Source organism: Streptococcus sp. KHUD_011 (genome assembly GCF_046352925.1).
Taxonomy (GTDB): domain Bacteria; phylum Bacillota; class Bacilli; order Lactobacillales; family Streptococcaceae; genus Streptococcus.
Map to the genome: position 1 here is coordinate 812155 of NZ_CP157578.1, position 17744 is coordinate 829898.

Annotated in this window: 15 protein-coding genes; 12 read left to right on the forward strand and 3 right to left on the reverse strand. The window is 39.4% G+C overall.

Annotated elements, in window-relative coordinates:
* Positions 1-88: 88 nt before the first annotated feature.
* Together carB and ABKJ27_RS03740 are read left to right on the forward strand one after the other, a co-directional pair.
* Positions 89-3265: a carbamoyl-phosphate synthase large subunit gene (gene carB, locus ABKJ27_RS03735; protein WP_410012069.1), complete on the forward strand. Its 3177-nt coding sequence runs from the start codon at positions 89-91 to the stop codon at positions 3263-3265.
* Positions 3266-3482: 217 nt separating this feature from the next.
* On the forward strand, positions 3483-4817 hold the full coding sequence (locus ABKJ27_RS03740) for an Nramp family divalent metal transporter (protein WP_410012070.1): 1335 nt from the start codon (positions 3483-3485) through the stop codon (positions 4815-4817).
* A gap of 134 nt (positions 4818-4951) precedes the next feature.
* Here ABKJ27_RS03740 and ABKJ27_RS03745 read toward each other — a convergent pair whose 3' ends face one another.
* From ABKJ27_RS03745 to tacF, 3 genes are read right to left on the reverse strand one after another with little or no spacing between them, the layout of a single operon-like run.
* Positions 4952-5761 (reverse strand): LicD family protein, encoded by an 810-nt coding sequence (locus ABKJ27_RS03745; RefSeq protein ID WP_410012071.1) that lies wholly within the window; start codon positions 5759-5761, stop codon positions 4952-4954.
* Between the two features lies 1 nt (position 5762).
* Positions 5763-6566 (reverse strand): LicD family protein, encoded by an 804-nt coding sequence (locus ABKJ27_RS03750; RefSeq protein ID WP_410012072.1) that lies wholly within the window; start codon positions 6564-6566, stop codon positions 5763-5765.
* A 9-nt stretch (positions 6567-6575) separates the two neighbouring features.
* Complete coding sequence (tacF, locus tag ABKJ27_RS03755; protein ID WP_410012073.1) at positions 6576-8063, reverse strand: type IV teichoic acid flippase TacF; 1488 nt, start codon at positions 8061-8063, stop codon at positions 6576-6578.
* Positions 8064-8504: 441 nt separating this feature from the next.
* On the opposite strand from tacF, the gene ABKJ27_RS03760 reads away from it, so the two are divergent.
* From ABKJ27_RS03760 to ABKJ27_RS03805, 10 genes are all read left to right on the forward strand, one after another.
* Positions 8505-9212 (forward strand): IspD/TarI family cytidylyltransferase, encoded by a 708-nt coding sequence (locus tag ABKJ27_RS03760; protein WP_261060408.1) that lies wholly within the window; start codon positions 8505-8507, stop codon positions 9210-9212.
* Positions 9213-9216: 4 nt separating this feature from the next.
* Complete coding sequence (locus ABKJ27_RS03765; RefSeq protein ID WP_261104667.1) at positions 9217-10239, forward strand: ribitol-5-phosphate dehydrogenase; 1023 nt, start codon at positions 9217-9219, stop codon at positions 10237-10239.
* 16 nt (positions 10240-10255) lie between these two features.
* Positions 10256-11125 (forward strand): phosphotransferase, encoded by an 870-nt coding sequence (locus ABKJ27_RS03770; RefSeq protein WP_410012074.1) that lies wholly within the window; start codon positions 10256-10258, stop codon positions 11123-11125.
* Positions 11115-11993: a DMT family transporter gene (locus ABKJ27_RS03775; RefSeq protein WP_049550666.1), complete on the forward strand. Its 879-nt coding sequence runs from the start codon at positions 11115-11117 to the stop codon at positions 11991-11993. The genes ABKJ27_RS03770 and ABKJ27_RS03775 overlap by 11 nt, the downstream gene beginning before the upstream one ends.
* 11 nt (positions 11994-12004) lie before the next feature.
* On the forward strand, positions 12005-12694 hold the full coding sequence (locus ABKJ27_RS03780; RefSeq protein WP_020902399.1) for a CTP--phosphocholine cytidylyltransferase: 690 nt from the start codon (positions 12005-12007) through the stop codon (positions 12692-12694).
* Positions 12695-12782: 88 nt separating this feature from the next.
* Positions 12783-13631: a DNA-processing protein DprA gene (gene dprA / locus ABKJ27_RS03785; RefSeq protein ID WP_410012075.1), complete on the forward strand. Its 849-nt coding sequence runs from the start codon at positions 12783-12785 to the stop codon at positions 13629-13631.
* 117 nt (positions 13632-13748) lie between these two features.
* Positions 13749-15836 (forward strand): type I DNA topoisomerase, encoded by a 2088-nt coding sequence (topA, locus tag ABKJ27_RS03790; protein WP_050253722.1) that lies wholly within the window; start codon positions 13749-13751, stop codon positions 15834-15836.
* 105 nt (positions 15837-15941) lie between these two features.
* Positions 15942-16301, forward strand: a complete 360-nt coding sequence (locus ABKJ27_RS03795; protein ID WP_020901447.1) for a YbaN family protein — start codon at positions 15942-15944, stop codon at positions 16299-16301.
* Positions 16302-16391: 90 nt separating this feature from the next.
* Entirely contained in the window at positions 16392-17024 is a 633-nt protein-coding gene (locus ABKJ27_RS03800; RefSeq protein WP_049533991.1) for a copper homeostasis protein CutC, read from the forward strand.
* A gap of 43 nt (positions 17025-17067) precedes the next feature.
* On the forward strand, positions 17068-17724 hold the full coding sequence (locus ABKJ27_RS03805; RefSeq protein ID WP_410012076.1) for an MmcQ/YjbR family DNA-binding protein: 657 nt from the start codon (positions 17068-17070) through the stop codon (positions 17722-17724).
* The last annotated feature ends 20 nt before the right edge of the window (positions 17725-17744 follow it).

A 17744-nucleotide genomic window follows, 5' to 3' on the forward strand; every position in this document is an offset into this window, starting at 1 on the left:
TAAAAAGATAGTTATTCCTAGAACTGATAGTTCTGCGTCATAACTCCTATTTTAGCTTTGTCCGCTTGACGCCCTTAATATCTTATAAATGCCTAAACGTACTGATATTCAAAAAATTATGGTGATTGGTTCTGGTCCGATTATTATTGGTCAGGCTGCTGAGTTTGACTACGCTGGGACCCAGGCTTGCTTGTCGTTGAAAGAGGAAGGTTATGAGGTTGTCTTGGTTAACTCAAACCCTGCAACTATCATGACGGATAAGGAAATTGCGGACAAGGTTTATATTGAACCGATTACACTTGAGTTTGTAACGCGTATTCTTCGTAAGGAACGTCCAGATGCCTTGCTTCCAACACTCGGTGGGCAAACTGGTCTTAATATGGCCATGGAATTGTCTAAAAATGGTATCCTAGATGAGCTTGGTGTTGAACTTCTGGGTACTAAACTATCTGCCATTGATCAAGCGGAGGACCGTGACCTCTTTAAACAATTGATGGAAGAGCTCAACCAACCAATTCCAGAATCTGAAATTGTCAACACAGTCGAAGAAGCTGTTGCCTTTGCAGCAACAATTGGCTACCCAGTCATCGTCCGTCCAGCCTTTACACTTGGTGGTACTGGTGGTGGTATGTGTGCTAATGAGGAAGAATTGCGTGAAATTGCTGAAAATGGTTTGAAATTATCGCCTGTGACCCAATGTTTGATTGAGCGTTCAATCGCAGGTTTCAAGGAAATCGAATATGAAGTCATGCGCGACTCGGCTGACAATGCCTTAGTTGTTTGTAACATGGAAAACTTTGACCCAGTTGGGATTCACACAGGGGATTCCATTGTATTTGCCCCTGCGCAAACCATGTCAGACTATGAAAACCAAATGCTACGCGACGCGAGCTTGAGCATCATTCGTGCCCTTAAGATTGAAGGTGGATGTAATGTTCAGCTGGCCCTTGATCCCCACAGCTTCAAGTACTATGTCATCGAAGTAAACCCTCGTGTATCGCGTTCGTCGGCCCTTGCTTCTAAGGCGACAGGTTACCCAATTGCCAAATTGGCTGCTAAGATTGCCGTCGGTTTGACCTTGGATGAGGTTATTAACCCAGTCACGGGTTCAACCTATGCCATGTTTGAGCCAGCCCTTGACTACGTCGTTGCCAAGATTCCACGTTTCCCATTTGACAAGTTTGAAAAGGGTGAGCGCCGTCTTGGGACACAGATGAAGGCCACTGGAGAAGTCATGGCAATCGGTCGAAACATCGAAGAATCTCTCCTTAAAGCTTGTCGTTCCCTTGAAATTGGTGTGCACCACAATGAGATGCCTGAACTTGCAGCAGTTTCTGATGATTCCTTGATTGAAAAGGTTGTCAAAGCCCAAGATGACCGTCTCTTCTATGTGTCAGAAGCCATTCGCCGTGGCTACACACCAGAAGAAATTGCAGAGCTTACAAAAATCGATATCTTCTATCTGGATAAACTCTTGCATATCTTTGAAATTGAGCAAGAATTGGGTGCTCATCCACAAGATCTAGAAGTTTTGAAAACTGCCAAACTTAATGGATTTTCTGACCGTAAGATTGCTGAACTCTGGGAAACGACAGCTGACCAAGTTCGCCAACTTCGTTTGGAAAACAAGATTGCCCCAGTCTACAAGATGGTTGATACATGTGCGGCGGAGTTTGACTCTGAAACACCATATTTCTATTCAACCTATGGATGGGAAAATGAGTCTATCAAGTCTGATAAGGAATCCGTTCTAGTTCTGGGTTCTGGTCCAATCCGTATAGGTCAAGGTGTTGAGTTTGACTACGCAACTGTTCACTCGGTTAAGGCTATCCAGGCTGCTGGCTATGAAGCCATCATCATGAACTCAAACCCAGAAACCGTTTCTACAGACTTCTCTGTATCAGATAAGCTTTACTTTGAGCCATTGACATTCGAAGATGTTATGAATGTCATCGACTTGGAGCAACCAAAAGGGGTTATCGTTCAGTTTGGTGGTCAAACAGCTATCAACCTTGCGGAGCCATTGGCAAAAGCAGGTGTGACCATCCTTGGTACACAGGTTACTGACCTAGACCGTGCCGAAGACCGTGACCTCTTCGAGCAAGCTCTAAAAGACCTGGATATTCCACAGCCACCAGGACAAACGGCTACCAATGAAGAAGAAGCAGTGCTTGCAGCTCGCAAGATTGGCTTCCCAGTCTTAGTTCGCCCCTCTTATGTTTTAGGTGGACGTGCTATGGAAATCGTGGAAAATGAGGAAGATCTCCGTTCTTACATGCGTACAGCGGTTAAGGCTAGTCCAGATCACCCAGTGCTTGTTGACTCATACATCGTTGGGCAAGAATGTGAAGTTGATGCCATTTCAGACGGAGAAAATGTTCTTATCCCTGGTATCATGGAGCATATCGAACGTGCAGGTGTCCACTCAGGTGACTCAATGGCAGTTTATCCTCCACAAACCTTGTCGCAAAAGGTGCAAGAAACAATCGCAGACTATACTAAACGCCTAGCAATCGGTCTTAACTGTCTTGGAATGATGAACATCCAGTTTGTCATCAAGGATGAAAAAGTCTACGTTATTGAGGTCAATCCGCGTGCTAGCCGTACGGTTCCTTTCCTTTCTAAAGTAACCAATATTCCTATGGCTCAGGTAGCAACCAAGCTTATTCTTGGTCAAAGTTTATCAGAACTTGGCTACCAAGATGGTCTTTACCCTGAAAGTACTCGAGTTCATATTAAAGCACCAGTCTTCTCCTTCACGAAACTAGCTAAGGTAGACAGCTTGCTCGGTCCTGAAATGAAGTCAACAGGTGAAGTGATGGGTTCTGATACGAATTTGGAAAAAGCTCTCTATAAAGCCTTTGAAGCTTCTTACCTACACTTGCCAACCTTTGGTAACGTTGTATTTACCATCGCTGATGATGCCAAAGAAGAAGCCTTGGACTTGGCTCGTCGTTTCCAAAATATTGGCTATGGAATCCTCGCGACAGAAGGGACAGCAGCCTTCTTTGCCAGTCATGGATTGCAAGCCCAACCTGTTGGTAAGATTGGTGATGACGATAAGGATATTCCAAGCTTTGTTCGTAAAGGAAGAATTCAAGCTATCATTAACACAGTAGGAACCAAACGAACTGCAGACGAAGATGGTGAGCAGATTCGCCGTTCAGCCATTGAACACGGAGTGCCCCTCTTTACAGCCCTAGATACAGCTAACGCCATGCTTAAAGTATTGGAAAGCCGTAGTTTTGTTACAGAAGCAATCTAGTTGAGAAAGAATTTTCACAGTTAAAAAGCCAGCGTCAGAAAACGCTGGCTTTTCCAATACTGGTGTTGCTTATTTCAGCTATCATGCTTTCCTTAAGAATCGTTCTAAAATGTGATATAATAAGAATAAATTGGAAATAGGTAAACTATTTTCATTGTATTTTCAAAAACTCCATTAACAAACTAGGTAAAGACAAGATTAGAAAGTGAATATTCCTATGTCTTCTTACAAAAAGGTCTCCCTTTCTGAGATCAATCAATCTATTGAAACTCCCAATAACAATCATTTTTGGCAAAATCTAAAGGCATTTTTAGGGCCTGGAGCTCTTGTAGCAGTTGGTTATATGGATCCTGGAAACTGGATTACCAGTGTGGTTGGTGGTGCTTCCTACAAGTATAGTCTCTTATTTGTTATTTTGATTTCATCCATTATTGCCATGCAGTTACAACAAATGGCTGGAAAGCTTGGTATCGTGACTAGGATGGATTTAGCGCAGGAAACAGCTCATCATGCTCCTAAGTGGCTCCGTTATAGTCTGTGGGTGATTGTAGAATTAGCTTTAATGGCGACAGACTTGGCTGAGGTTTTGGGTTCAGCGATTGCCTTGAATCTTTTGTTTAAAATACCGATTATGGTGGCTATCCTCCTAACGGTTTTAGATGTGTTTCTTTTGCTTTTGTTGATGAAATTTGGCTTCAAGAAGATTGAAGCTATTGTTACAACCCTTATCTTAACTATATTAGGAATATTTTCTTATCTGGTGGCTTTATCTAATCCAAGTATTCAGGGTATCTTTGGTGGCTATTTACCGACATCAACTTTGTTTGAGAGTCCTTTGCCGGGACATGAGAGTCAACTGACTTTGGCTTTAGGAATTGTAGGAGCGACAGTCATGCCCCATAATCTCTATCTCCATTCATCCCTTTCGCAAACAAGGAAAATCAACCATAAGGATAAAAAGGATGTTCGAAAAGCTGTGCGTTTTATGACCTGGGACTCAAATCTTCAGTTGTCGCTAGCCTTTGTTGTCAATTCCTTGCTTCTCATTTTAGGAGCATCGCTCTTTTTTGGTCATGCGTCTGAAATTTCAGCATTCTCTCAAATGTACAATGCCTTACAGGATTCGACAATAGCAGGAGCAATAGCCAGCTCAACTCTGTCAACTTTATTTGCTCTAGCCCTTTTAGCAAGTGGCCAAAATTCTACTATCACAGGCACCTTGACAGGACAGATTGTCATGGAAGGTTTCTTACATATGAAATTACCTCAGTGGATTATCCGTATCGGTACACGTATTTTTGCCTTGCTTCCTGTGATTATAGTTGCTGTTTTGTTTGGACATCAAGAAAAAACCTTGGATCAGTTGTTGGTCTATTCACAGGTCTTTCTTTCCATCGCTCTTCCGTTTTCAATCTTCCCCTTAATCTATCTTACCTCTAAGAAGTCAGTGATGGGAGAATTTACCAATGCCAAGTGGAATACAATCCTTGGCTACGTAGTTTCAATCATCTTGACCATTCTCAATATCAAGCTGCTTTTCGATATTTTTTAAATTCGTTTAAATCAGCTCTGGGCATCAGCTTGAGGATTGATAAAGGGATAATAGTAGTGCTTGATTCATGAAAAGAAGTAAAAAAGAACAGTTGAAACTGTTCTTTTTTTTGTAGTTTATATGTTCACCCTCAATTAGTTTTTGCGATAAGCTTTAATACTGTGGCTATACCACTCCTGCATTTCTTTTGATGGTGGTGTCATATAATCTCCATACATCTGGGTTAAAAATTGGTCATATTTTTTAGGGACTGGTAACATACGGCCTTCAAACTCTGTTAAAATCAGTTCTTTAAAGGTATCAACTGGGAAGACTTCTTTCATTCCTTCCTTACCAATCCCAATTCCTCCTTCATATTGAGGAGTGTTGGTTGCGGCATTTTTGACTAGCTTATCAATTTTCTTGTAAAAGTAACGAGGATTGACAAATCGCAGAGCGTACCAGCTACATAATCTAAGAAAATCTTTTAATTTGCTATCACCGTGAACTGCGCGTGATTTTTTGATATAAGCTAGTTGACGAAGGGCTACATACTTATAACTCTTGTCGACAATGCTCAAGTCTGTAAAGCGATCAATTGGGAAGACATCTATGAAGAGACTGGTGTCATGACGCTTGTACTTAACATGGTCTTCGATAACAGTAGAAGTATCCAAAATCGATGCGAAATTATGGAAGTACCAAGAAGAAGTGTCGTATGAAAGAACCTTATAGCGAGGATGATCTTCCTCTTCAATAATCTTCAGTAAACGCTCATAATCCTCACGATAAAGGGAAATATCAATATCATCATCCCAGGGAATCATACCTTTGTGGCGGATTGCTCCAAGCATGGTTCCATAACTGAGAAAATAAGGAATATGATGTTTCTTACAAGTCTCATCAATATAGTCTAGCAGGGCTAGTTGAATTTCTTTAATTTCTTCTTTTTCTAAATATTGCATCCTAATCCTCCAATTTGTAGGCATGAAATTCATGACTGTAGAAGCGTTTTTCTTCAGGTGGCAAGGTCATATAATCTCCATAAAATTGTGTCAAAATAGTATCAAACTTTTCAGGTGCGGGAAGGTTTAAATTCTCAAAGGGTAAATCGATTGTCCTATCGAAGGTACCACTTGGGAAGACTTCCTTTTCCTTAAATTTAGAAGGGATAAAAGCCATATACTGCCCATTCTCACGACTATATTTTTTAATTTCTTTCTCGATTTTATTTGCAAAATAACGGGGAGAAACAGGGCGAAGGAGCAACCAAAAGGCTGTTCGTATCCAATCTTTTATAATGCTATCTTTATAGACAATATTTTTTTGTTTACTAAAAGATAAAAGTTTGAAGCTTTCCAGTTTATAACAAGTATCAATGACCTTAGGATCATCAAAGCGATCCATAGGGAAAATATCGATAAAGACACCAGAATCATAGGTTTTTGTATTTCGAGTATCGATTATTTTAGTCGTACTGTCGGTTATTTTGATAAAGTTGTTAAAGTAGTTTTTATCTGTTTCTAAGGATAGGAGCTTATACTTGCTTTTTTCCTTTTGGAAAATGGTAATAAATCGTTGGTAGTCTTCTCTAGGCATAGATAAATCAATATCGTCGTCCCAAGGGATAAAGCCTTGATGTCGAACCGCCCCAATCAGAGTACCGTAGTTAATGATATAGTTGATATTGTGCTTTTTGCAGAGAGTATCAATATAATCCAAAATTTCTAATTCAATTTGTTTGGCATCTTCAATGCTAAGTTGTTTCATTCTAAACTCCTAAGATTTTTTGAATTTATTTTTTAAGGCTAGGACATGGTTTAAAAATTCATAGAAAATGCTATCTTTGGTGAAGGCAAGTAGACCAATATAAGAGATGGCTGATAGCATGACAATCAAACCAGTATTAATCAAAAATGGCAAGTTAATGACCATATCCACAGGATACAAGAAATTAATCAGGAAATAAATTCCTACAAAGGAAAGTGAAAAGAGCGAGTATCGAACAGTATAGCTAAAGATATGTCCCAAGTGAATAAGTTGTTTTCTATGGATGAAAATGATATAGAAAACAAGTAGAGAGGCCTCTGATAGCATAGTTGTCAGTAAGTAGTATTCAGGAGCCACGATATGGTTGAAAAAGAGGAGACTATTCAAGCACAAATTGAGCAGTCCTGCAAAGACTGTGTAGACTGTGATACGTTTTTCATAACCATTTGTAAAGAGAATTTGGGAACCAAGAATGGTATCTAGTGCCAGGATAATCGTCCGAAAAGCGAAGAGAGAGGTTAAGATACCGCCTCCGATATATTTTTCACTACCGTAAAGTAGGATGGCATTTGGTCCTAAAACCATGAGTCCAAAACTCAGTGGAATGATAAAGAAGTTAAAGATTCGACTACCTCTATTAACTAGGGAAACATAGGCTTCTTTGTCTCCTTTCCCCAGATAGTAGCTGAGACGAGGTACACTCACTCCGATAGCTCCTGTTACAACCCCAGCTATAACGGTCACAATTCGTTGAGCCATGGTATAGTAACTAACGTTGACATCAATCCCTGTTTTTACGAGGAAGAGACGATCCAAAAAAGTGAAGAGCATATTAGCATTGGCAAAGACTAACATGGCTGTTAGAGGGAGAAAGAGCGGTTTAAAATCACTTAAGTGAATCTTAACAAGCTTAATGTCTCTTTTAATCCAAAAATAACTAATCAGATAGTTAATCAGTGTCGATAAACTCATCACAAGTGTATAGACAACAATATCGTGTTCATTTTTGACAAACAGGAAAATAGATACCAGCATCAGGATACGGATGAAGGCAGTCTTGTAAAAAAGAAAACTGTAATTTTCCAGAGCTTCATTGACCCACTCGATTGAAAAAATCTGGGCAATGAGTTGAATCCCCATAACAAGGTAGACTTTTTTGATGATTGGATTATCATTAAAGAAGAGAGGATAGGCAAGGATATAGACAGCGGTGGTCAGAATCGTACAAGCGATGCACAAATAAAAAAGACTAGAGAAGGTTCTATTAAGATCTTTTTTGTTATCCTTGACATTACTGATAGCTCGCAAACCATAGTTATAAACTCCATATGTCGCAAAGGGCAAGAAAAATGACAAAATAGTGTCAACTGAGTTGAAGTAACCATAGTCAGTTCGGTCCAAGACACGCGCGACATAGGTTCCAGTTAGGATGGGAAAAATAATATTTAAGACACGAATTCCCATATAAGATAGAGCATTTAATTTTATACTTTTCATTCAATTTACCTCATTTTTCATTATATCATAAAGTCAGCTAATAAGAAATGAAGGGCAGTAATACTCTTCGAAAATCAAATTCAAACCACGTCAGCGTCGCCTTACCGTACTCAAGTACAGCTTACGGCTAGCTTCCTAGTTTGCTTTTTGATTTTCATTGAGTATAAGTCAAGTAATCACTTTGAAGTTTCAAAGCTTAATTTTAAGTTTTCTTTAAGAAAACTATATTATTCTGAAGAACTCTAAAATTTCACAGCCATTTATTAGTAATCTCTACAGAATTCCTGGTCATTACTAGAAATGGATTAGTTTCTTTGAAGATATAGAACTGCTTAATCCTCCTATTCTAGAACGGGAGGTCCGGTATTTCTTTCATGATAGGACTAGATTGTGGTATAATAGAGAGAATAAGTTTTTTTAGTAAGACAAAGGAGAAAATAGATGATTTATGCAGGAATTCTTGCCGGTGGAACTGGCACACGTATGGGAATCAGTAACTTGCCAAAACAATTTTTAGAACTAGGTGATCGACCTATTTTGATTCATACAATTGAAAAATTTGTCTTGGAACCAAGCATTGAAAAAATTGTAGTTGGCGTCCATGGAGACTGGGTTTCCCATGCAGAGGATCTTGTAGATAAATTTCTACCTCTTCATAAGGATCGTATCATCATTACAAAGGGTGGTGCTGACCGCAATACAAGTATTGAGAAAATCATTGAAGCCATTGATGCTTATCGTCCGCTTACTCCAGAGGATATCGTTGTTACCCACGATTCTGTTCGTCCATTTATTACACTTCGCATGATTCAAGACAATATCCAACTTGCCCAAAATCATGACGCAGTGGACACAGTGGTAGAAGCGGTTGATACCATCGTTGAAAGCACTAATGGTCAATTTATTACAGATATTCCAAATCGTGCTCACCTCTATCAAGGACAAACACCTCAAACATTCCGTTGCAAGGACTTCATGGACCTTTATGGCTCTCTCTCTGCTGAAGAGAAGGAAATCTTGACAGATGCATGTAAGATCTTTGTAATCAAAGGAAAAGATGTGGCCTTGGCTAAGGGTGAATATTCAAATCTAAAAATCACAACAGTGACAGATTTGAAAATTGCAAAAAGTATGATTGAGAAAGACTAGTGAAATGATTAATCAAATTTATCAACTAACAAAGCCTAAGTTTATCAACGTCAGATACCAGGAAGAGTCTATTGATCAAGAGAATCATATCCTCATCCGCCCCAATTATATGGCTGTCTGTCATGCGGATCAGCGTTACTATCAAGGAAAACGTGACCCAAAGATTTTGAATAAAAAGCTTCCAATGGCAATGATTCACGAGTCATGTGGAACGGTTATTGCTGACCCGACGGGAACCTATGAGGTTGGGCAAAAAGTTGTCATGATTCCAAATCAGCCTCCTATGCAGAGTGATGAAGAATTCTATGAAAACTACATGACAGGGACTCATTTCTTGTCTAGTGGATTTGATGGCTTTATGAGAGAATTTGTTTCTCTTCCTAAAGATCGTGTGGTGGCTTACGATGCTATCGAAGATACGGTTGCAGCCATTACAGAGTTTGTTAGTGTCGGCATGCATGCTATGAATCGTCTATTGACTCTTGCTCATAGCAAGCGGGACCGAATCGCCGTTATCGGAGATGGAAGTTTAGCTTTTGTGGTTGCCAATATTATCAACTATACTTTGCCAGAAGCAGAGATTGTGGTTATTGGTCGTCATTGGGAAAAGTTGGAACTCTTCTCTTTTGCCAAAGAATGCTATATTACTGACAATATTCCTGAAGATTTGACCTTTGATCATGCTTTTGAGTGTTGTGGTGGTGATGGTACTGGACCAGCTATAAATGATTTGATTCGCTACATTCGTCCTCAGGGAACGATTCTCATGATGGGTGTTAGCGAGTATAAAGTCAATCTCAATACACGCGATGCCTTAGAAAAGGGCTTGCTCTTGGTTGGTTCCTCTCGTTCTGGTCGCATTGATTTTGAAAATGCCATCCAAATGATGGAAGTCAAGAAATTTGCCAATCGTCTTAAAAATATCCTTTATCTAGAAGAACCTGTAAGAGAAATTAAAGATATTCACCGTGTCTTTGCGACCGATTTAAACACAGCCTTTAAAACAGTGTTTAAGTGGGAAGTATAAGTGCTGGAGGTTAATTGTGGAGAAAATCATTAAAGAAAAAATGTCATCCCTACTTAGTCAAGAAGAGGAAGTCCTCAGTGTTGAACAACTGGGGGGAATGACCAATCAAAACTATTTGGTCAAAACAACAAATAAGCAATACATTGTTAAATTCTTTGGTAAAGGGACAGAAAAGCTGATCAATCGTCAAGATGAAAAGTACAATCTTGAACTACTAAAGTATTTAGACTTAGATGTAAGAAATTACCTTTTTGATATTGAAGCTGGTATCAAAGTAAATGAGTATATCGAATCTGCGATTACGCTTGATTCAACGTCAATCAAGACCAAATTTGATAAAATTGCTCCAATTTTACAAACCATTCATGCTTCTGGCAAGGAATTAAGAGGAGAATTTGCTCCTTTTGAAGAAATCAAAAAATACGAATCTTTGATTGAGGAAAAAATCCCTTATGCCAACTATGAAGCAGTTAGAGAAGAAGTCTTCTCCTTAGAGAAAAGACTTGCTGACTTAGGTGTTGACAGAAAATCTTGTCATATCGATTTGGTGCCTGAAAACTTTATCGAATCACCTCAAGGACGACTTTATCTGATTGACTGGGAATATTCATCAATGAACGATCCAATGTGGGATTTGGCTGCCCTCTTTTTAGAGTCTGAATTCACTCGTCAAGAGGAAGAAGCCTTCTTATCTCACTATGAGAGTGAGCAAACACCTGTCTCTCGTGAAAAGATTGCCATTTATAAAATTTTACAAGATACTATTTGGAGTCTATGGACTGTCTATAAGGAAGAGCAAGGCGCAGATTTTGGTGACTATGGTGTGAATCGTTACCAAAGAGCTGTTAAAGGTTTGTCATATTATGGAGGTTCAGATGAAAACTAAAAATGGAGTTTCTTTTGGTCTACTCTCAGGTATTTTCTGGGGTTTAGGTCTAACGATTAGTGCTTATATCTTTTCGATTTTTACAGATTTGTCGCCCTTTGTGGTGGCCGCTGCTCACGATTTCTTGAGTATCTTTATCTTACTAGCTTTTCTCTTGGTAAAAGAAGGAAAAGTTCGTCTTTCAATTTTCTTAAATATTCGCAATGTTAGTGTGATCATCGGAGCCTTGCTAGCAGGCCCTATTGGTATGCAGGCCAATCTTTATGCGGTTAAGTATATCGGAAGTTCCTTAGCTTCATCTGTATCGGCTATTTACCCTGCGATTTCGGTTTTATTGGCTTTCTTCTTTTTGAAGCACAAGATTTCAAAAAATACTGTATTTGGTATTGTCTTGATTATTGCAGGGATTATTGCTCAGACCTATAAGGTTGAACAGGTCAATTCCTTCTACATTGGGATTCTCTGTGCTTTGGTTTGTGCTATTGCATGGGGAAGTGAGAGTGTTCTTAGCTCTTTTGCCATGGAAAGTGAACTGAGTGAAATCGAAGCCCTCTTAATCCGTCAAGTGACTTCATTCTTGTCCTATCTTGTGATTGTGCTCTTTTCTCATCAGTCATTTGCAGAAGTGGCCAATGGACAATTACTAGGTCTTATGATTGTCTTTGCAGCCTTTGATATGATTTCCTACTTGGCTTATTATATCGCTATCAATCGCTTGCAACCAGCCAAGGCTACAGGTTTGAACGTGAGCTATGTAGTTTGGACAGTCTTGTTTGCAGTTGTTTTCTTGGGTGCACCGCTAGATATGCTGACAATTATTACGTCACTTGTAGTCATTGCTGGAGTTTATATTATTATTAAAGAATAAAGGAGATTCGTGTGAAAGCCATCATCTTAGCAGCGGGATTGGGAACTCGCTTGCGTCCTATGACTGAAAATACCCCTAAAGCCTTAGTGCAGGTTAATCAAAAACCTCTGATTGAATACCAAATTGAGTTTCTCAAAGAAAAAGGAATCCATGATATCATTATCATTGTTGGTTATCTTAAAGAACAATTTGATTACTTGAAAGAGAAATACGGAGTTCGACTCGTTTTCAATGATAAATATGCTGATTACAATAACTTTTACTCCCTCTATCTTGTAAAAGAAGAATTGGCTAACAGCTATGTTATTGATGCCGACAATTATCTCTTTAAAAATATGTTCCGCAATGATTTGACACGTTCGACTTATTTTAGTGTCTATCGAGAAGATTGTACCAATGAATGGTTCTTGGTTTATGGAGATGACTATAAGGTTCAAGACATTATTGTTGATAGCAAGGCAGGTCGCATCCTTAGTGGGGTATCTTTCTGGGATGCTCCAACTGCAGAGAAGATTGTCAGCTTTATCGATAAGGCTTATGCAAGTGGAGAATTTGTTGATCTCTACTGGGACAATATGGTTAAGGATAATATCAAAGAGCTGGATGTCTATGTTGAAGAATTAGAAGGTAACAGCATCTATGAGATCGATAGTGTCCAAGATTATCATAAATTAGAAGAAATTCTTAAAAACGAAAATTAAAGATTTCAACATCTGGCTGAAATAGTCAGATGTTTTTTTGATTTTTTTACGAATAGATAGATGAGTAGATAAAGAAATGGAGTTATTTATGAAAATCACAAACTATGAAATCTATAAGTTAAAAAAATCAGGTTTGACCAATCAACAGATTTTGAAAGTGCTAGAATACGGTGAAAATGTTGATCAAGAACTGTTGTTAGGTGATATTGCAGATATATCAAGTTGCCGAAATCCAGCTGTTTTTATGGAACGTTATTTTCAGATAGACGATACGCATTTGGAGAAGGAGTTTCAAAAATTTCCATCTTTCTCTATTTTAGACGACTGTTACCCTTGGGATTTGAGTGAAATTTATGATGCACCTGTGCTTTTATTTTACAAAGGAAATCTTGACCTCTTGAAATTTCCTAAGGTAGCGGTTGTGGGTAGTCGTGCTTGTAGTAAACAGGGCGCTAAGTCAGTTGAAAAAGTCATTCAAGGCTTGGAAAATGAACTGGTTATCGTCAGTGGATTAGCCAAGGGGATCGATACAGCAGCCCATATGGCAGCCCTGCAGAATGGCGGAAAAACCATTGCAGTGATTGGGACAGGTCTGGATGTGTTTTATCCTAAAGTCAACAAACGTTTGCAAGACTATATCGGCAATGACCATCTGGTTCTAAGTGAATATGGACCTGGTGAACAACCTCTGAAATTTCATTTTCCTGCCCGTAATCGAATCATTGCTGGACTTTGTCGAGGTGTGATTGTAGCAGAGGCTAAGATGCGCTCAGGTAGTCTCATTACCTGTGAGAGAGCAATGGAAGAAGGGCGCGATGTCTTTGCTATTCCTGGTAGCATTTTAGATGGACTGTCAGATGGTTGCCATCATTTGATTCAAGAAGGGGCAAAATTGGTCACCAGTGGACAGGATGTTCTTGCGGAATTTGAATTTTAAGACGAAATTTCTCTTTCTAAACAAACTTTTCTTCTATATATAGGTGCTAAGTCTTGACAGTTATGGCAAAATGGTTTACACTTTATAAAGTTTATTACTTTGAAAAGGTGTGATACTGTGGCTACGGCAACAAAAAAGAAAAAATCAACAGTTAAAAAAAATCTAGTAATCGTGGAGTCGCCTGCTAAGGCCAAGACGATTGAAAAATATCTCGGCAGAAACTACAAGGTTTTAGCCAGTGTCGGGCATATCCGTGATTTGAAGAAATCCAGTATGTCCGTTGATATTGAAAATAATTATGAACCGCAATATATCAATATCCGAGGAAAAGGACCTCTCATCAATGACTTGAAAAAAGAAGCTAAAAAAGCCAATAAAGTCTTTCTGGCGAGTGACCCGGACCGTGAAGGAGAAGCGATTTCTTGGCATTTAGCTCATATTCTCAACTTGGATGAGAATGATGCCAACCGTGTGGTCTTCAACGAAATCACCAAGGATGCGGTAAAAAATGCTTTCAAAGAGCCACGCAAGATTGATATGGACTTGGTCGATGCCCAACAGGCTCGTCGTGTCTTGGACCGCTTGGTAGGGTATTCGATTTCGCCTATTTTGTGGAAGAAGGTCAAGAAGGGCTTGTCAGCAGGACGCGTTCAGTCTATTGCGCTTAAGTTAATCATTGACCGTGAGAATGAAATTAATGCCTTCCAACCAGAAGAATATTGGACAATTGATGGTGTCTTTAAAAAGGGAACCAAGCAATTTCAGGCTTCCTTCTATGGAGTAGATGGCAAAAAGTTGAAACTAACTAGCAATGATGAGGTCAAGGAAGTCTTGTCTCGTCTGACTAGTAAAGACTTTTCAGTGGATCAGGTAGATAAGAAAGAGCGTAAACGCAATGCTCCTTTACCCTATACCACTTCATCTATGCAGATGGATGCTGCCAATAAAATCAATTTCCGTACTCGAAAAACCATGATGGTTGCCCAACAGCTTTATGAAGGGATTAATATTGGTTCTGGTGTGCAAGGTTTAATTACCTATATGCGTACCGATTCGACTCGTATCAGTCCAGTGGCGCAAAATGAGGCAGCAAGCTTCATTACGGACCGTTTTGGTAGCAAGTATTCTAAGCATGGTAGCAAGGTGAAAAATGCATCAGGTGCTCAGGATGCCCACGAGGCTATTCGTCCGTCAAGCGTCTTTAATACACCTGAAAGTATTGCTAAGTATCTGGACAAGGATCAGCTCAAGCTTTATACCCTTATCTGGAATCGTTTTGTAGCGAGTCAGATGACAGCTGCTGTCTTTGATACCATGGCTGTTAAATTGTCTCAAAATGGGGTCCAATTTGCTGCCAATGGTAGTCAGGTTAAGTTTGATGGTTATCTTGCCATTTATAATGATTCTGATAAGAATAAGATGTTACCGGACATGGCTGTTGGAGATGTAGTCAAGCAGGTTAATAGCAAACCAGAGCAACATTTCACCCAACCGCCTGCTCGTTATTCTGAAGCGACCCTGATCAAGACCTTGGAGGAAAATGGTGTTGGCCGTCCGTCAACCTACGCACCAACTATTGAAACCATTCAGAAACGTTATTATGTTCGCCTTGCAGCCAAACGCTTTGAACCAACAGAGTTGGGAGAAATTGTTAACAAGCTCATCGTTGAATATTTTCCAGATATCGTAAACGTGACCTTTACAGCTGAAATGGAAGGCAAGCTGGATGACGTCGAAGTTGGAAAAGAGCAGTGGCAACGTGTCATTGATGCCTTTTACAAACCATTTTCTAAAGAAGTGGCCAAGGCTGAAGAAGAAATGGAGAAAATCCAAATCAAGGATGAACCAGCTGGATTTGACTGTGAAGTGTGTGGCAGTCCAATGGTTATTAAACTTGGTCGTTTTGGGAAGTTCTACGCTTGTAGCAATTTCCCAGATTGCCGTCATACCCAAGCAATCGTGAAAGAGATTGGTGTTGAGTGTCCAAGCTGTCATCAGGGACAAATCATTGAACGTAAAACCAAACGTAATCGCCTTTTCTATGGTTGCAATCGCTACCCAGAATGTGAATTTACCTCTTGGGACAAACCTGTTGGTCGTGACTGTCCAAAATGTGGAAACTTCCTCATGGAGAAAAAAGTCCGTGGTGGTGGCAAGCAGGTTGTTTGCAGTAATGGTGATTACGAAGAAGAAAAGATTAAATAAGAGGAGAGTCCTGAAAGTGGATTTCAGGCTCTTTTTGGTTAGAACTTGACAAAATTCATCATTATATGCGAAACTAGAAGAAGATTATTTTAACTAGGAGAAGTTATGCGTTTTATCTATTTGATCATTGGTTTTTTATCACTAGCCTTGGCTATTATTGGGGTTGTCTTGCCCTTGTTGCCTACAACTCCCTTTCTTTTGTTGTCTATTGCTTGTTTCTCTAGAAGTTCCAAGCGTTTCGAAGATTGGCTTTATCATACCAAGCTCTATCAAGCATATGTAGCTGATTTTCGTGAGACTAAGTCAATTGCGCGTGAACGTAAGAAAAAAATCATCGTATCTATCTACATTTTGATGGGAATTTCAATTTATTTTGCCCCTCTCTTACCTGTCAAAATTGGTCTAGGAGCCTTGACCATTTTTATCACCTATTATCTCTTCAAGGTCATTCCAGACAAAGAATAAAAAATAGTAGCTATTTTCCTTGATATAAATGAAAGCATATTCACAATAATATGATATAATGAATTTAAAGTAATCTTCAAGGAGAATCAAATGATTTACGAATTTTGTGCTGAAAATGTGACCTTGCTTGAAAAAGCGATGCAGGCTGGATCTCGTCGAATCGAACTCTGTGATAATCTGGCAGTGGGAGGAACAACACCCAGCTATGGCGTGACCAAGGCAGCGGTAGAATTGGCAGCTAACTACGATACGACCATCATGACCATGATTCGTCCACGTGGTGGCGACTTTGTCTATAATGACCTAGAAATTGCTATCATGTTAGAAGACATTCGATTGACTGCGCAGGCTGGAAGTCAAGGGGTTGTATTTGGGGCTTTAACTGCTGATAAGAAGTTGGATAAGTCTAATCTGGAGAAGTTAATTGCTGCATCAAAAGGAATGGAAATTGTCTTCCACATGGCCTTTGATGAATTGAGTGATGAAGATCAACTGGAAGCAATTGACTGGCTCAGTCAAGCTGGAGTCACTCGTATCTTAACTCGTGCTGGTGTGTCTGGAGATTCACTAGAGAAACGTTTTGCTCACTATCACAGAATTTTGGAGCATGCTAAAGGTAAAATTGAAATTCTACCAGGTGGGGGGATTGACCTTGATAACCGTCAAATCTTTATCGACCAGCTAGGTGTGACACAATTACACGGAACAAAGGTTGTCTTTTAAAAAATAGAAAGGAACTGCTAGCTTTGGGTAGCAGTTTTCGCTTATGTTTGAAATATTTAAATCCTATCAGTTTAATCAAGAAAAAGCTCATGCCTATGGTTTTTTAGAAAATGGGGGAGTATGGACCTATAGTTGCCAAATTTTACAGGGTGACTTCATCATGACTGTATTCATCACCTCTGATGATGTGTCCTTTCAAGTCTTTGACCAAGAGACTGGTGACCTCTATCCTCACGTTCATATGGAAAGTATGAGAGGAAGTTTTGTCGGAAGTGTTCGTGAGGCTTGTTTGGAGATTCTTTATCAGATTCGGAAGGCTTGTTTTGAGGTACAGGATTTTATCTGTCCTCAGACTAAAAGAATCGTGACTCAAGTTCAAGAAAAGTATGGTAATCAGTTGGAGTATTTGTGGGAGAAATCGCCTGATACGGCAGTGTTAAGACATGAAGGCAATCAAAAGTGGTATGCCGTCTGGATGAAAATTTCTTGGGGGAAGCTGGAAAAGGGCAGAGAAGGACAAGTGGAAGCAGTCAACCTCAAACATGATCAAGTAGCTGATTTGCTTTCAAGTAAAGGTATTTATCCAGCCTTTCATATGAACAAACGCTACTGGATTAGTGTGGTGCTTGATGATACTTTATCAGATGAAGAAGTACTGAAACTGATAGAAATAAGTTGGAACTTAACCTCTAAAAAATAAAGTATTTCAAGATTTTTCAA

Bases quoted from the DNA above. Each gene is read 5' to 3' on its own strand.
- carB (WP_410012069.1), top strand. From the start codon at position 89: ATGCCTAAACGTACTGATATTCAAAAAATTATGGTGATTGGTTCTGGT.
- ABKJ27_RS03740 (WP_410012070.1), top strand. From the start codon at position 3,483: ATGTCTTCTTACAAAAAGGTCTCCCTTTCTGAGATCAATCAATCTATT.
- ABKJ27_RS03745 (WP_410012071.1), bottom strand. From the start codon at position 5,761: ATGCAATATTTAGAAAAAGAAGAAATTAAAGAAATTCAACTAGCCCTG.
- ABKJ27_RS03750 (WP_410012072.1), bottom strand. From the start codon at position 6,566: ATGAAACAACTTAGCATTGAAGATGCCAAACAAATTGAATTAGAAATT.
- tacF (WP_410012073.1), bottom strand. From the start codon at position 8,063: ATGAAAAGTATAAAATTAAATGCTCTATCTTATATGGGAATTCGTGTC.
- ABKJ27_RS03760 (WP_261060408.1), top strand. From the start codon at position 8,505: ATGATTTATGCAGGAATTCTTGCCGGTGGAACTGGCACACGTATGGGA.
- ABKJ27_RS03765 (WP_261104667.1), top strand. From the start codon at position 9,217: ATGATTAATCAAATTTATCAACTAACAAAGCCTAAGTTTATCAACGTC.
- ABKJ27_RS03775 (WP_049550666.1), top strand. From the start codon at position 11,115: ATGAAAACTAAAAATGGAGTTTCTTTTGGTCTACTCTCAGGTATTTTC.
- dprA (WP_410012075.1), top strand. From the start codon at position 12,783: ATGAAAATCACAAACTATGAAATCTATAAGTTAAAAAAATCAGGTTTG.
- ABKJ27_RS03795 (WP_020901447.1), top strand. From the start codon at position 15,942: ATGCGTTTTATCTATTTGATCATTGGTTTTTTATCACTAGCCTTGGCT.
- ABKJ27_RS03800 (WP_049533991.1), top strand. From the start codon at position 16,392: ATGATTTACGAATTTTGTGCTGAAAATGTGACCTTGCTTGAAAAAGCG.
- ABKJ27_RS03805 (WP_410012076.1), top strand. From the start codon at position 17,068: ATGTTTGAAATATTTAAATCCTATCAGTTTAATCAAGAAAAAGCTCAT.